The following is a 14,555-nucleotide window of genomic DNA, read 5'->3' on the forward strand; positions in this document are numbered from 1 at the left end:
TGAGGTCGTACCCCGCGACTGAATTTACTTACCCCTCTTTTTCGCTATATATATGCGCGCGTACATGCATTACCATACCCATCTATACACAACGGGCTTTTTCGTAATGGGGAGGAAAAATGCTCATAGGTATACCTCGGGAACCGAATCCCGAACAGACGCTCGTCGCAGGCACCCCAGATAGCGTCAAGAAGCTCATCAAGCTTGGCTATGACGTCGCCGTTGAATCCGGCGCCGGCGCCAAGGCAAGCTACTTCGATGACGCGTACGAGGAAGCGGGTGCGACAATCGTGAGCCGCGAGGAGGCGTGGGGAGCCGATATCGTCGTGTGTCTCGACACTCCGCCGGATGCTGAGCTCGCCCTCATCAAGCGAGGCGCCACGCTCATCGCCCGCATGAATCCCGGTGCAAACAAGGACATCATCGGCAAATTCGAGGAAATGGGCATCACGGCGCTCGCCATGGATATGGTGCCGCGTCTATCGCGCTCGCAATCCCTCGACGTGCGCTCGTCAATGGCCAACGTAGGCGGCTATCGTGCCGTCATTGAAGCAGCCAACGTCTTCGGCAGGCTCTTCACCGGCCAGGTAACCGCTGCCGGTAAGATGCCCCCGGCCCGCGTCTACGTCATCGGCGTCGGCGTCGCGGGACTGGCCGCGATCGGCACGGCAAACTCCATGGGAGCCGAAGTCTCCGCAACTGACGTGCGTGCGGACGTCGCCGACCAGGTCGAGTCGCTCGGCGCGACCTTCGTCGAGATTCCCGTCAAGCAAGAGAGCTCGGACGGTTACGCCAAGGCCCTCGACGAGGACGAGCAGGCGCGCGTCCTCAAGGTCTACGAGGACCAAGCCGCCATCAACGACATCGTCATCACGACGGCACAGGTGCCGGGTCGTCCCGCTCCGCTGTTGCTCACCGAGGAGGCCGTCGCTGGCATGAAGCCCGGCAGTGTCATCGTCGATATGGGCGCAAGCCCACTTGGCGGCAATTGTGCGCTGTCCAAGCCGGGCGAGGTCGTCGTCACCGACAACGGCGTAACCATCATCGGCTACACGGACCTGCCGGGTCGTCTGCCAGGCCAGGCTTCGCAGCTCTTCGGCCAGAACATCGTCAACTTCTTCAAGCTCGCAACCCCAGGCAAAGACGGCGTGCTCGTCCTCGACGAGGACGACGAGGTCATTCGCGGCATCACCGTCACGCTCGACGGCGTCGGCATGTGGCCGCCTCCCGCAGTCAGCGTCTCGGCAGCCCCCAAGAAGGAGGAGGCACCGGCCGAGGCCGCTCCCATCGAGGAGCCCAAGGAGAAGTCGGCATTCGCCAAGTGGTGGTGGAAGGTCGCCGCGGTACTGCTCGGCGCGGTCGTGGTCATGCTCGCCCCGCCGTCCATGACCTCGCACTTCGTCGTGCTCGAACTGGCCATCGTCGTCGGCTTCTACGTGATCGGCGGCGTGTCGCATACGCTGCACACCCCGCTCATGTCGGTGACCAACGCCGTCTCGGGCATCATCATCGTGGGTGCCATCCTGCTCATCAGCTCCTCGAACCTCGTGGTCACCATTCTCGCGTTCATCGCGATGGCCGTGGCCTCCATCAACATCTTCGGTGGCTTCCTGGTGACGCACCGAATGCTCAAGATGTTCGAGAGGAGCTCTGATTAATCATGATGAACTCCACGATTCTCGATGCTCTCGCGCACTTCGAGTCCCTCGCGTACCTTGTCGCAGCGCTGCTGTTCATCCTTGCGCTCGCGGGACTCTCCAAGCAAAAGACCGCCCAGCGCGGCAACTTCTTCGGCATCGCCGGCATGGTGCTGGCTCTTGTCGCCGTCATACTCGTGACGCTCGTTTCGTCCACGCAGCCCCTTGGCCCCGTTATCGGCTTCATGGCGGCAGCTATCATCATTGGCGCCATCATCGGCATCTGGCGCGCCAAGACCGTCCAGATGACCGCCATGCCGCAGCTCGTGGCGATGTTGCATTCCTTCGTGGGTGCGGCTGCCGTGCTCGTGGCCTTCGGCTCGTTCTTCACGACGCCGGGCAACCTTGCCGGCGGCGCCGAGAACGCCTTCCACATGGCCGAGACCGGCCTGGCCATCTTCATTGGCGCGGTCACCTTCACCGGTTCGATCATCGCCTATCTCAAGCTGGCGGCCCGCATCTCGGGCAAGCCGCTTACGCTGCCCGGTCGCAACATCCTCAACCTCATCATGGTCATTGCCTCGATTGCGCTCATCGTGTGGTTTGCCAACACCGAGGGCGTCGATGCGGGCCTGACCCCGCTCATCATCCTGACCGTCGTCTCGCTCGTGCTTGGCCTGCACCTGGTCATGGCTATTGGCGGTGGCGACATGCCCGTCGTCATCTCGATGCTCAACTCGTACTCCGGTTGGGCTGCCGCGATGGTCGGCCTCACGCTCGGTAACGACCTGCTCATCATCACCGGCGCACTCGTCGGCTCGTCGGGCGCGTACCTCTCCTGGATCATGTGCCAGGGCATGAACCGCTCGTTCGTCTCGGTTATCCTGGGCGGCTTTGGCTCTGCGCCCACCGCATCTTCGGGCAGCAGCGCAACGCAGGGTGGCGAGCACACCGAGACGACCCCCGAGGAAGTCGCCGAACTGCTGCGCAACGCCAAGAGCGTCGTCGTCACACCTGGCTACGGCATGGCCGTGGCTCAGGCGCAGTTCCCCGTGGCAGACCTCACGCGCAAGCTCATCGAGCGCGGCGTGGACGTGAAGTTTGGCATCCATCCCGTTGCCGGCCGCATGCCCGGTCACATGAACGTGCTACTTGCCGAGGCCAAGGTGCCCTACGATGCGGTCTACGAGATGGACGAGATCAACGATGACTGGGGCGACGTGGACGTCGTGCTCGTCATCGGCGCGAACGACACCGTGAACCCGTCGGCCGCGACCGAACCGGGCAGCCCCATCGCCGGCATGCCGGTGCTGCACGTCTGGGAGGCCGGAAAGGTTATCGTGTCCAAGCGCAAGATGGGCTCCGCCGGTTATTCTGGCGTGGATAACCCACTGTTCTACAACGAGAACACCGACATGCTCCTGGGCGACGCCAAGGACAGCGTCGACGCCATCATTGCCGCGCTATAAGACGCGAGCGACATAGCGACGAGTAGCGAAGGGAGGCTGCGCAGATGCGTGGCCTCCCTTTTTAGTCGGGGTACTTCGACAGATTCATCGTAGATTTATTGCAAGTCTCCAAGTCCCTTGAAGGATTTGGAGACTTGTTGGCTGAAATTCGAGAAGCTGGTGCGCAAAAATCGCGGATGTCTAGGATCTCCAGGAGATCCGTGCGCAGGTTTGGCAAATGTCTAGGGAATCGCACTTGTTTGGAGGACCCAAGGCCTAGACATGCGTCATTTTTGTGCACCAGGAGCACGAGAAGCCTAGACATGCGTCAAAAATGCGCACGGACGCGCTGTGTACCCACTCGCAACGCACCCAAACTCTAGACATTCGCAACAAACCTGCGGGACCACTCCCCGTTTTCATCGCATCCCATCCGCTATGATGAAAGCATGGAGCAGACACAAGACAGAACAACGAGGAAAGACGCGCTCAAGGCAAGCTGGCGACGAGAGCTGCGACGGCTATGGTGGCTGGTACCAGGCATCATCGCACTCGTGCTCACCATGCTGGCGCGCGCGAACCCCGATACATGCGAGCACATATTCTCACGCAGCGTGTATCCATGGGTCTCGAGCGTGTGGGGATACCTGCCGTCGCTTGTCAGCTTCTCGGTGGCGCAGTGGATCGTCATCATCGCCGTCGTATCGATTGCATGCATGCTCATCTATTACATCGTGCACATCGTCACGCGCAGCGGCCAGCGCCTACGCTATCTCTACCGCATGGTCACGAGCTTTCTTGCCATCGCCTCCATCGCGTTCTTCCTGTACGCCATGCTCTGCGGACTCAACTATTACCGTTACACCTTTGCGCAAAACGAAGGCTTTGGCGTCAGGGAATCCACAACGCAGGAGCTGGTCGACCTGTGCGGCGAGCTCACGGCCGAGCTCAATGCCGCACGTGCCGAAATCGGCGACGATATGCAGGCGCATATTGACGAGCGAGGCGGCTTTGCGGGATACGCCGTGCGCAGTGTCGACGAAATGAAGGTGCTGGCGGAGCAATACACCACACTCGAACGTCCGGTCTATTCGCAACCCAAGCCCGTCACGTTGTTCTCGCAGCTCATGTCATACGGAGATATAACGGGCATGTACTTCGCGTTCACGGTGGAGAGCAACATCAACACGCTGCCGCCTTTCTACACGATCCCCGCAACCATGGGTCATGAGCTCGCACATCAATGTGGGTACATGCGTGAAGATGAGGCGAACTTCATCGCCTACCTTGCGTGTAAGCAGAGCGGAGATGCGCTCATCCGTTACAGCGGCTACTCGCTTGCGTACTCCTATGCGATTTCAGCGCTGGCACGCACAGACGAGAACGCAGCGCGCCAGGTAGCAGCTGGGCTTTCGGATGCCGTGCGAGCCGATCGCACGGAGAATGCGGAGTTCTGGGCACAGTACGAGGGGGCGTTTCGCGACTTCGCGCAGAGCGCGAACGACGCATACCTGAAGGCAAACGACCAGGCAGACGGCACACAGAGCTACGGGCGCATGGTGGACTTACTGCTGGCAGAGCAGCGAGGGTGAGGAACGAGGGGGCGTTGTTTCATCCAGCGGCGCTTGCGCTGAACATGACCGCTTCGTTCATGATGGTTCCGATTACAGCTGAGGCGAGCATGATTGCAAGCCCTACGGCCACACAGAGCAGCAGCATTTTCCACCATGCAAACCTTCTAAAAAAGGCAATTCGCTTTCTCAACCAGCTCTTATCAAGCAACCCGAATGCTATCGGAGCAAGCCCAACTAGGAAAATGCCTATCGAAATGATTCCCCGCGCGACCGGCGAGACGAAGGTGTCACCCTCAATGGGAAAAAAGGTAACCGATATGGCAGCGATAGCAAAAAGCGCCCATGTCGCAATCACTAGAACATTCCATACGATACCGACCCACTGCGGGATTGTTGCAAAAGGCCGCCTGCCTTTCGCCGCATTATCAGCATTGGAGACGCTCAGCGTCTGAGGTGGTGGTGGTGGAGCTGCGGGAGCACTCATCGCTTCCTTGTCCGTGCGCGCCGCGTCGTCTTCTTCGGTACACGCAACAACCGGGTCCATCTCCGCAAGTGCGGTTGCCATGCTAGGTGAATCCTTCATAGCTCGCACGCTTTTGTAGCGCCTCTCCGGATCGAAGGATGTCGCACGCGCAAGGACCGGTCGGAGTGATTCAGGAATGCGCATATCTTCGAAACAGCTCTCGATAAGACTCCGGCTCGGATCTTCGCGCAAATAGCAATATGCAATCAGCATTCCCAGCGCGTATATATCACTACGCTCGTCGGTCTGCCCATAGCCAAACTGCTCGGGAGGAGCATAGCCGCGTGTGCCAAAACTTCTCGTGTCCCTCTCCGCATTCTTGTCAAAGGTTCTGGCAATGCCAAGGTCGATGAGCGTGAGATTCGATGGGGAGACAATGACATTTTCGGGTTTGAGATCACGATGAATCATCGGAGGATCGAAGCATTCATGCAACTCCATGACCGCATCGCAAAGTAGACCGGAGATGACAAGGGCAGCCTCATCGGTATAGCTGGAATTCCGGACCAGCTCATCTAGGGTGACACCGTCCACATGCTCCATGATTACGATACGATCATCGCCATCCATTCCGCATTCCACGATGCGCGGTAAGTGCATGAAGCGCTTGCCCGCCTTCTGCGCTCGCCAAAGACGCTCATACGCCTCACCCAACCCGGATTCAATTTTCATGCGCTTGCGAATGAAGGGGCCCCGCTCCGTACCATCGGCAACGATGAGAAAAACACGTTCCGTCATCTCTAGGGCGTTTTCCTTCAAAACGGCATCGACACGATAGCATTCGCCCCGAGCGAGTGCGTCAAGATATGTTGCGAGATCATCATCCATCGTAAGGTGATGATATCAGCAAATGGTCTCCTCGCCGAAACGGTACAACTCCTCGTCCGTTTCCTGCAGCGAATAGGAGTGCTCAATGCAAAAGATGATAATGCCATCGCGACGATTCTTGCAGTAAAGCCCATTAGCGCCTGCTGTCTGCAATAGCCGATTGGCCTCGCGCAACGTCAGTTCCATGGCGAAAGCGAGTTGCAGGATCGTGTCACGCCCCGCCCCGCGCGCACCGGTGAAAACCTGGTAGCCAAAGGTCGCGTTGAGATTTGCCTTACGTATGACTTCAGCACGCTTGAGGCCCTTTTTGTCGAGGAGTTCCTGCAGATATTCGGACAAGGTAACCTCGTTGGTAACATTATCATCAAGAAAGCCCTCTATGCTCGGCGACGCAAGAAGCTCGGCAAGGAGCTCCTCAGTGATTCTCTCGTCCATAACTTTCCATCCATCTCATTTTGCAACGAGAGCAGCATACCCCGCATGCCGACCTTCATAAAGCATGCGATACTGGCCTTGCGCACTATATCTCCGAGACCGAAATGATGTTGAAGCTTGCGTTTTTCATCGCCTCGTAATCGTCGGAGCTTACGAAGGCAAAGGCGTCTAGCTTCGTACTCTGCCCCGCGCCAAGGTCGTTGACAATGACGGTATCATCGTTGATGCGCGAACCGTTTGCATCAACGGCTTCGACGTTAATCCAAAACGAAGCGGGTTCTTTGAGCAGGTTTGTCACCGTGACCGGGAGATCGCTTTTCACGAGGCCGTATTGATCCTTGCTGATCGAGTAGTCACCGATAGTGACCTCGACATCAACACCCAAGATGTCGTCAGTCGCATCACCCGTCATCTTATTGAGCTGCTGAGTCGACTGATCCACCGCCTCGTTGAGAACCGCAGAATAAAAAGCCTGAGTACCTAGAACTAGAAGCCCCGCGACAATGGAGAGAACGAGACCGGCGACAGCAAGACCCTTGCCACTGTTCTTGCCCTTGCGAATCCCAGCTATAGCCACGATAGCAAGGATGAGTCCAATCAGGGCGATAAAGAAAGAAGCATTGTTTATGATGGGCATAAACGATGTTGCCGCAGCAACGATTCCCAGAACGAGGGCAGCAATCGCAAAACCGGACCTCGGCTTGTTGGTGTCTGTCTGAACGTTATTCATGGCTTTCTCCTCATACGGTAAGTTCGGCATGCTCGGCTGACATGTCGATGCGCGGTTATTGCGCAACCGTTGGGAGTCTATCCACAAGGAACACGTATTTCATTAGCTGGGAGCTAAGAACGCCAGCACATAATATGGCAGAGCTTGCCAGAAGGCCCTTGCCGTGGGTGAGATTTCTCGACTGCGCGACCTGCGGTCGCTCCGCTCGAAATGACAGAGGAGGGGCTAGAACCTTGCGAAGCGGGATTGGCGTTGGGCTAGCAGCTCGTCAGGGGTGAGGGCGCTCAGCTCCTCGAGGGTCTCGTCCACGTAGGCGAAGACGATATCGGCAGCTTGCTCGGGATTTTCGTGCGCGGCTCCATCGCCCTCGGGCAACACCGCGTCCACAACACCCAACTCAAACACATCGTCAGCGTTCATGCCCATGACCTTGGCCGCCTCGGGCGCACGCGAGCCGTCCTTCCACAGGATCGAGGCAAAGCCCTCGGGCGAAAGCACCGAATACACCGCATGCTGTTGCATCGCCACGCGGTTGGCGAGAGCGAGCGCGAGCGCGCCGCCCGAGCCACCTTCGCCAAGCAACACGCTCACAACCGGCACATGCAAGCCAGCCATGAGCTCGAGGTTTTCGGCTATCGCGTTACCCTGACCCCGCTCCTCAGCCTCCATGCCGCAAAACGCACCCTGGGTATCGACCAAGCAAACGATGGGTCGGTTGAACTTCTCGGCCTGGCGCATGAGGCGTGCCGTCTTGCGGTAGCCTTCGGGCTGGGGGCAGCCAAAGTTGCGTTTGATGCGCTCGGGCAGGGTCGAACCCTTCTCCTGGGCGATGATGGTAACGGGACGCCCGTTGATGCGACCAAGACCGGCGACGATAGCCTTATCGTCGGCAAACTCGCGGTCTCCGTGCAGTTCGAGGAATGACGGCGAAAGCACCTTGATGTAGGAGCTCGCCGTAGGTCGGTGGACATTGCGGGCAATCTGCACGCTCTCCCAAGCACTACCGGGAGCAACATCTGTCGAAGACTCATCCGAATCAGCATCGCGCTTGCCACGGAAGCGCTGGTTCACCTTATCCATGCCCGCCTCGGCGCCTTTCTTGATGCTCTCAACGAAAGGCAGTCGGTCAATCTGATTGCCGATCCACTTGCGAGCGGCATCGGCGGCATTCGGCGTATCGTCATCCTCAAGCGAATCGCTCTTGAATGACCCGAACAGCGCGTTGTGGTCGTTCCCACGCCACGGCCGATGAAACGCCACGCCAGCCCGCAGCACGCCACGCAGGTCGCCCCTCTCGACGATGGCGTCGATGAGCCCATGCTCGAGGGCAAACTCCGCGGTCTGGAAGCCCTCGGGAAGATCCTGCTTGATGGTGTCGCGAATGACGCGCTGACCGGCAAATCCGATGAGCGCTCCGGGCTCGGCAAGAATCATGTCGCCGAGCATGGCAAACGATGCCGTAACGCCCCCGGTGGTCGGATCGGTGAGCACGGAGATGTAGAGCAGTCCCGCTCGGTCATGGCGTTCCACGGCACACGCGGTCTTGGCCATCTGCATGAGCGAGGCCAGGCCCTCCTGCATGCGGGCGCCACCCGACGCGCAGAAGATGATGACCGGCAACCCTTCGTCGGTGGCGCGGTCAAACAGGCGGCTCACCTTCTCGCCCACGATCGTCCCCATCGAGCCCATGAGAAACTCGGACTCCATGAAGCCGAAGGCCACGGGCAAATCACCGAGCATGCCCTTGCCAGTACGAACGGCCTCGTGCTTGCCGGTTTTCTCGCGATACGATGCGATCTTCTCGGCATAGCCGGGAAACTCGAGCGGATCGACATCCTCGATATCGGCATCCCACTCCTCGAAGGTTCCCTCGTCCACGATAAGCTCGATACGCTCGTCGGACGTGAGGCGCGCGAGCGTGCCGCACGAGGGGCAGGAGTAATCGTTTTCGACGAATTCGGCATTGTCGAAGGTGAGCTTGCATGCATGGCAGGTGCGCCACTTCGTGGGCTGAGGCGCATCTGCGTGATCCGAGGGCACGCATTCTACCCAGTTTTCGAATGTCGTATCGATATCGAGCGCCTTGAACACACGCAGACCAGCATCGGCCGCACTCTGCAGGAAACGATTGTCCTCGGCAAGCGCAAGCGAATCGGTGCCCAGCAAGATGCACTGCACCTCGGCATCCTCGGCTGCCTTGAGAACGGCATATGCGTTGGTGAACAGCTTGCGCGTGGGCTTGTTGCCCAGCTCGACGGTCGTGTATGCGAAACGCGGGTTGCTATCGAGGCGCCAATCGCCCGTCAGGGGCATGACGCTCGCAATGCCGGCGCCGTTGATGGCGCTATGCGCCTGTTTGGCTGGCTTGCCCTGCACCATGACCAGGGCGGACGGACCGTTCATGGAAAGGCCATCGTCCCCGTCCACGGAACCTGACACATGGAGCAATCCCTGCTCGTGCATCTTCGAGGCAATTTCGAGAGCGATGCGATCGAGACGATACACGACATCGACACCCGGATTCATTTTGGGTTTACTAGCTTGTTCTTCCACGTCAATACTCCGTTAGCAGCTGCTATACGCGTTACTCGGCGGTAGCGAGCACGTACTTTTGGGTTGCGGTCGCGCAGACCGTATCGCCAACCGAGGCCTTCACCTCGGCCACGCACATGCGGCGCGACGACTTCACGATGGTCGCCTCGAGGGTCAGGGTGTCTCCGGGGCGTACCTGATTGCGGAACTTCGCGTTGTCGATGCCCGCAAAGAATCCGAGCGTGCCCTCTGCCTCGCGCTCGACCAGGATGGAGAATGACGCCGCCTGGGCCAACGCCTCCATGATGATGACGCCAGGTAGCACGGGATAGTCGAGGAAATGGCCCGCGAAGAGCGGGAGAGCGGGATCAACGTCGAGCTCGGCCTTGACGGAGACGCCGGGCTCGCACTCGAGCACGCGGCTCACCCACACGAAGGGATCGCGATGAGGCAGCACCGACTCGATGACGTCGCGTCCCGCGGGATAGCTGATTTCCATGACGTACGCTCCTTTCTGAGACAATGTGCCTGGCACACTGACTCATATCTTGGTCATTAGCCCGTATAGGGGCTGAATGCGAGCGTCGCGTTGTGGCCGCCAAAGCCAAGCGAGTTAGAGAGCGCGACCTTCTGCGGAACGTCCGTCAGGGCCTCGGTCACGACATTGACGGCGCACTCGGGATCGGGCTCGGCGAACCCCGTCGTGGGTGGTACGCAATCGCGGGCGACCGAAAGCGCACAGACGATTGCTTCGACCGCACCGGCCGCGCCGAGCGTGTGGCCCGTCGTGCCCTTGATGGATGTCACCGGAACGCCCGCGGCAAGCTCATCGTCATCGCACAGCGCGTACAGGGCGATCGACTCGGTCTTGTCGTTTGCAGGCGTACCCGTGCCGTGGGCGTTGACGTGCCCGATGTCGGCGGGCGTGAAGCCACCCTCATCGAGCGCCTGGCGCATGGAACGCACGATGCCCGCGCCTTCGGGGTCGGGCGCGGTCATGTGGTAGGCATCGCCGGTAGAGCCATATCCGGTGATCTCGGCAATGGGTGTGGCGCCACGTTTGAGCGCATGCTCAAGTGATTCGATGACGAGCGCGCCAGCACCCTCACCTGCGACAAACCCCTTGCGTCGTACATCGAAGGGCAGCGAGGCCTGGGTGGGATCCTCGGCCTTGGAAAGCGCCCCAAGATTGGTGAACCCGGCGATACAGATGGGCGATACCGATTCCTCGGCTCCTCCGACGAGCGCGGCGTCAGCGTAGCCGTGGCGGATGGCGCGAACAGCCTCGCCGATGTTATGCGCTCCGGTCGCGCAGGCGGTGACCACGTTGATGCACGCCCCGTGAATGCCGTAGCGAATGGCGAGGTTGCCGGCGGCGATATTGCCAATCATGGTCGGCACGAACAGCGGGCTCACACGCTTGGGGCCTTTGTCGTGCAAGGTCTCGAAGCCCTTTTGCAGCTCGTCGATACCGCCGATGCCCGTACCAAACGCAATGGCCACACGCGTCGAATCGACCTCGTCCATGTTCAGGCCCGCCTGGGCCATCGCCTCGTCAGCTGCGACCATGGCGTACTGGACGAAGCGCTCGAAGCGGCGCGCCTCCTTCTTGGAGAGACCATGCTCGGTAGCATCGAAGCCACGCACCTCGCCGGCGTTGTGCACCTCATATTCAGATGTGTCGAAACGTTCGATGGGCGCGATGCAGCATTGCTTGCCCATGACGGCGTCCCACAGCGCATCCACGCCAACGCCTGCCGGCGTAACGGCACCCATGCCCGTGATGACGACGCGTTGCGTGCCGTCCGGACGACGAAGGTTCATGTTCTCGTTTGTCGTGCTCATAGGGAAAGTCCTCCATCGATGCTGATTACCTGTCCGGTGATGTAGGAAGCTGCGGGACTCGCGAGAAACGCCACGAGGGCGGCCACGTCGTCTGCCTCGCCCAATCGGCCAAGACCGATCTGAGAGGTGATGGCTTCCTTTTGCTGGTCGTTGAGCGCATCCGTCATGTCGGTCGCGATGAAGCCCGGGGCAACCGCGTTGACCCTGATGTTGCGACGCGCCAGCTCTTTGGCAAGCGACTTGGTAAGGCCGATGACACCGGCCTTGGAGGCGGCGTAGTTTGCCTGCCCTGCATTGCCCGCAATACCCACGATGCTGCTCATGTTGACGATGGCACCGCTACGCTGCTTCATCATGTACTTGGACGCAGCCTTGCAGCAGTTGAAGGTGCCCTTGAGGTTCACGTCGATGACGGCATCGAAGTCATCCTCGCCCATGCGCGCGATGAGACCGTCACGCGTGATACCCGCGTTGTTGACGAGCACGTCGATGTGACCGAGTTCAGCAACCGCCTGGTCCACGAGGGCCTTGGCGGCCTCCATATCTGCCACATTGGCCACAACGGCAAGCGTACGCACGCCGTACTCGCCGGCAATCTCCTCGGCGGCAGCATTCGTGCGCTCGAAGCTCGAATCGCTCGAGCAGTTAAGGCAAACGTCATGGCCATCGGCAGCAAGCGCTCGTGCACAGGCAAGGCCAATGCCACGGCCTGACCCGGTGACGAGGGCAACGGGGCTGCCCTGATCGGTGTTACTCATCGCTTTTCCTCCACGATTCCTCGAGCTCCTCGAAGCTTGGTCTATCCTGCACGCAAGCACGTGTGGCTTCCTTGTCGATGCGTCGCACCAAGCCGCTCAGCACGCCGCCGAAGCCGACCTCGATGAAGGTGCTCGCACCCTGTTCGCGAAGTGCCTCGACGCTCTGTTGGAAGCGCACCGGATGCGTGAGGTGATCGACCAGACGCTGACGAACCGTCGCGACATCAAGTGGCGTGGCATCGGTATTGCAGATGACCGGGATGACCGGCTCCTTGAAGTCGACGGTCGCGAGATACTCCGCAAACGGATCGCATGCCGCCTGCATGAGCGGGCTGTGAAATGCGCCCTGCGTCGCCAGGCGGCTTAGCTTGCCGCCTTGCTCCCTCCAGGCTTCCTCCGTGCGCTCGATTGCAGGCACGGTGCCGGCCACGACGATCTGGCCTGGGCAATTGAAGTTCGCGGGTGCGAGCACGTCGCCTTGGGCGCATTGCTCGCACAACGCCATGACGCTTTCCTCGTCAGCCTTGAGCAGCGCGGTCATCGCACCCGGATTCGAGCGTGCCGCCTCGTCCATGACGCGTGAGCGCACGTCGATGAGCCGAAAGGCCTCCTCGTCGGTGAGCATGTCGGCAAGCGCGAGCGCGCTGATCTGCCCGAGCGAGAAGCCGAGCAGCGCATCGGGCCGGATGCCGCGCGCCATGAGGGCGCGACCAATGCCGATGGAAAGCGCTGCGATGGCAACCTGCGCATTGCGCGTCTCGTTGAGTTGTGCCTGCGCCTCGTCGCCTTCGCTGTTGACGAGCGCCGCTATGTCGCGGTCGAACACGTCGGATGCGCACTCGAGCGCGGCTTGTACCTCGGGAACGCCAAAGAGCGAAACGCCCATGCCGGGCTTTTGCGACCCTTGTCCCGAGGCCATGAAGACCGTGTGGACCGGTCCGATTCCTTCAAGTTGAGCCATAGCTTCAGTCTTCCTATGCGTCGGCATCTTCCAGGCAGCGGCCCTGTCGGGCGTTGAGCTCGGCCATGGCGGCGAGGTCAAGCGCACCGAGCGCCTCGGCTTCGGCCATGAGCTCGGCGATGAGCTCCTTGGCCGTGCCGCGCTTCTTCACGAGCGCGGCAACCTGACCGGCGAGGATGGAACCGTTCTCCATATCGCCCTCGACTGCACGTTTGAGCGAACCTGCATACATGCCCTCGAGATCGTCAGGACTGCTCGCCTCCATCTCGCGTTTGCGGCAGGCGCGTGCGAACTTGTTCTTGAGCCCGCGCACGGGATGACCCGTGCCGCGACCCGTCACGATCGTGTCGGAGTCCTTGGCGCCGAGCACCTTCTCCTTCCACGGGTCGCACACGGTGCACTCGTCGATGGTGAGGAAGCGCGTGCCCATCTGCACGCCCTCGGCACCCAACGCGAAGGCCGCGCAAATGCCACGACCGTCGGCGATGCCGCCGGCGGCGATGACGGGAATGGAAACGGCCTCGCGCACGCTGGGCACGAGCGCCATGGTGGTGAGCTCGCCGACGTGACCACCAGACTCGGTGCCCTCGGCGACCACGGCATCGACGCCGAGGCGCTCCATGCGCCTGGCCTGCGCCGTGGTGGCGATGACGGGGATGACCTTGATGCCGGCATCGCGCCACATGGGCAGGTACTCGACCGGACTGCCGGCGCCCGTGGTGACGACCTTGACGCCGAGCTCGACGACGAGCTTGGCGACCTCGGGCGTGAGCGGGTCCATGAGCATGATGTTGCAGCCAAAGGGCTTGTCGGTCTGCGCCTGGGCCTGCTTGACCTGATCGGCAATCCAATCGAGCTTGGCGCCACCGCAGGCGATGATGCCCAGGCCGCCGGCCTCGCTGACCGCCGCGGCAAGCGAGGCATCCGCAACGCGGGCCATGCCGCCTTGGATGATGGGAGCCTCGATGCCCAGGAGTTCGGTTACTCTCGTTTTCATGAGGCGCTTCGACCTACTTCAGGGAGTCGATATGCTCGACAATGTCGCCGATGGTCACAAGATCGGTCGGCTCGCCGAAGTCGACCTCGCACTGGTCCTCGATGTCGCAGATGAGCTCGACCATGTCGAGGGAGTCGATGCCGAGGTCCTCGATGACGGCATCTTCGGTGATGGCCTCCGGATCGAGGTCCTGGTTCTCGACCAGCACGTCGCGGACGATGTCGATAGTTGCCATGATGGTTCCTTTCGCGGTGTCTAACAAACAAGCGCGACTATTGTAGACGAAG

General features: G+C 60.5%; 13 protein-coding genes. 3 read left to right on the forward strand and 10 right to left on the reverse strand.

Annotated features, from left to right (window positions below; translation table 11 throughout):
- The first annotated feature begins 119 nt into the window (after positions 1 to 119).
- The 3 genes from OIM11_00925 (at position 120) to OIM11_00935 (ending at position 4,677) form a co-directional block, all read left to right on the forward strand.
- Positions 120 to 1,658 carry a Re/Si-specific NAD(P)(+) transhydrogenase subunit alpha gene (locus OIM11_00925; GenBank protein HJI99712.1) on the forward strand — a complete coding sequence of 513 codons (1,539 nt, stop codon included), beginning with the start codon at positions 120 to 122 and terminating at the stop codon, positions 1,656 to 1,658.
- A gap of 2 nt (positions 1,659 to 1,660) precedes the next feature.
- On the forward strand, positions 1,661 to 3,106 hold the full coding sequence (locus OIM11_00930; GenBank protein HJI99713.1) for an NAD(P)(+) transhydrogenase (Re/Si-specific) subunit beta: 1,446 nt from the start codon (positions 1,661 to 1,663) through the stop codon (positions 3,104 to 3,106).
- Positions 3,107 to 3,534: 428 nt separating this feature from the next.
- On the forward strand, positions 3,535 to 4,677 hold the full coding sequence (locus OIM11_00935) for a DUF3810 domain-containing protein (GenBank protein HJI99714.1): 1,143 nt from the start codon (positions 3,535 to 3,537) through the stop codon (positions 4,675 to 4,677).
- A gap of 19 nt (positions 4,678 to 4,696) precedes the next feature.
- Here the strand turns inward: OIM11_00935 and OIM11_00940 are convergent, their stop codons facing one another.
- The 10 genes from OIM11_00940 to OIM11_00985 all read right to left on the reverse strand — a co-directional run bounded on the left by OIM11_00940 (position 4,697) and on the right by OIM11_00985 (position 14,503).
- The gene (locus OIM11_00940) at positions 4,697 to 6,010 is read right to left on the reverse strand and encodes a protein kinase (GenBank protein HJI99715.1); all 1,314 of its coding nucleotides are present in this window, start codon (positions 6,008 to 6,010) and stop codon (positions 4,697 to 4,699) included.
- A gap of 15 nt (positions 6,011 to 6,025) precedes the next feature.
- Positions 6,026 to 6,445, reverse strand: a complete 420-nt coding sequence (locus OIM11_00945; GenBank protein HJI99716.1) for an XRE family transcriptional regulator — start codon at positions 6,443 to 6,445, stop codon at positions 6,026 to 6,028.
- A gap of 85 nt (positions 6,446 to 6,530) precedes the next feature.
- A complete protein-coding gene (locus OIM11_00950) occupies positions 6,531 to 7,175 on the reverse strand; it encodes a DUF4190 domain-containing protein (GenBank protein HJI99717.1) in 645 nt (214 codons plus the stop codon).
- Between the two features lie 225 nt (positions 7,176 to 7,400).
- A complete protein-coding gene (locus OIM11_00955; protein ID HJI99718.1) occupies positions 7,401 to 9,728 on the reverse strand; it encodes an acetyl-CoA carboxylase carboxyltransferase subunit alpha in 2,328 nt (775 codons plus the stop codon).
- Positions 9,729 to 9,759: 31 nt separating this feature from the next.
- Positions 9,760 to 10,206, reverse strand: a complete 447-nt coding sequence (fabZ, locus tag OIM11_00960) for a 3-hydroxyacyl-ACP dehydratase FabZ (protein HJI99719.1) — start codon at positions 10,204 to 10,206, stop codon at positions 9,760 to 9,762.
- 56 nt (positions 10,207 to 10,262) lie between these two features.
- On the reverse strand, positions 10,263 to 11,552 hold the full coding sequence (gene fabF, locus OIM11_00965; GenBank protein HJI99720.1) for a beta-ketoacyl-ACP synthase II: 1,290 nt from the start codon (positions 11,550 to 11,552) through the stop codon (positions 10,263 to 10,265).
- Positions 11,549 to 12,310, reverse strand: a complete 762-nt coding sequence (fabG, locus tag OIM11_00970) for a 3-oxoacyl-[acyl-carrier-protein] reductase (protein ID HJI99721.1) — start codon at positions 12,308 to 12,310, stop codon at positions 11,549 to 11,551. The genes fabF and fabG overlap by 4 nt, the downstream gene beginning before the upstream one ends.
- Positions 12,303 to 13,271 carry an ACP S-malonyltransferase gene (locus tag OIM11_00975; protein ID HJI99722.1) on the reverse strand — a complete coding sequence of 323 codons (969 nt, stop codon included), beginning with the start codon at positions 13,269 to 13,271 and terminating at the stop codon, positions 12,303 to 12,305. Before OIM11_00975 ends, fabG begins: the two co-directional genes overlap by 8 nt.
- A gap of 13 nt (positions 13,272 to 13,284) precedes the next feature.
- On the reverse strand, positions 13,285 to 14,268 hold the full coding sequence (locus OIM11_00980; protein HJI99723.1) for a nitronate monooxygenase: 984 nt from the start codon (positions 14,266 to 14,268) through the stop codon (positions 13,285 to 13,287).
- A 13-nt stretch (positions 14,269 to 14,281) separates the two neighbouring features.
- Positions 14,282 to 14,503, reverse strand: coding sequence for a phosphopantetheine-binding protein (locus OIM11_00985; protein HJI99724.1), 222 nt, complete (start codon positions 14,501 to 14,503; stop codon positions 14,282 to 14,284).
- Positions 14,504 to 14,555: the final 52 nt, after the last annotated feature.

Source organism: Coriobacteriaceae bacterium, assembly GCA_025992705.1.
Classification (GTDB): domain Bacteria; phylum Actinomycetota; class Coriobacteriia; order Coriobacteriales; family QAMH01; genus QAMH01.

Excerpts from the sequence above, each read along its gene's own strand:
- OIM11_00935 (HJI99714.1), top strand. The coding sequence starts at position 3,535 with ATGGAGCAGACACAAGACAGAACAACGAGGAAAGACGCGCTCAAGGCA.
- fabZ (HJI99719.1), bottom strand. The coding sequence starts at position 10,206 with ATGGAAATCAGCTATCCCGCGGGACGCGACGTCATCGAGTCGGTGCTG.
- OIM11_00940 (HJI99715.1), bottom strand. The coding sequence starts at position 6,010 with ATGGATGATGATCTCGCAACATATCTTGACGCACTCGCTCGGGGCGAA.
- OIM11_00975 (HJI99722.1), bottom strand. The coding sequence starts at position 13,271 with ATGGCTCAACTTGAAGGAATCGGACCGGTCCACACGGTCTTCATGGCC.
- fabF (HJI99720.1), bottom strand. The coding sequence starts at position 11,552 with ATGAGCACGACAAACGAGAACATGAACCTTCGTCGTCCGGACGGCACG.
- fabG (HJI99721.1), bottom strand. The coding sequence starts at position 12,310 with ATGAGTAACACCGATCAGGGCAGCCCCGTTGCCCTCGTCACCGGGTCA.
- OIM11_00945 (HJI99716.1), bottom strand. The coding sequence starts at position 6,445 with ATGGACGAGAGAATCACTGAGGAGCTCCTTGCCGAGCTTCTTGCGTCG.
- OIM11_00930 (HJI99713.1), top strand. The coding sequence starts at position 1,661 with ATGATGAACTCCACGATTCTCGATGCTCTCGCGCACTTCGAGTCCCTC.
- OIM11_00925 (HJI99712.1), top strand. The coding sequence starts at position 120 with ATGCTCATAGGTATACCTCGGGAACCGAATCCCGAACAGACGCTCGTC.
- OIM11_00950 (HJI99717.1), bottom strand. The coding sequence starts at position 7,175 with ATGAATAACGTTCAGACAGACACCAACAAGCCGAGGTCCGGTTTTGCG.
- OIM11_00980 (HJI99723.1), bottom strand. The coding sequence starts at position 14,268 with ATGAAAACGAGAGTAACCGAACTCCTGGGCATCGAGGCTCCCATCATC.
- OIM11_00985 (HJI99724.1), bottom strand. The coding sequence starts at position 14,503 with ATGGCAACTATCGACATCGTCCGCGACGTGCTGGTCGAGAACCAGGAC.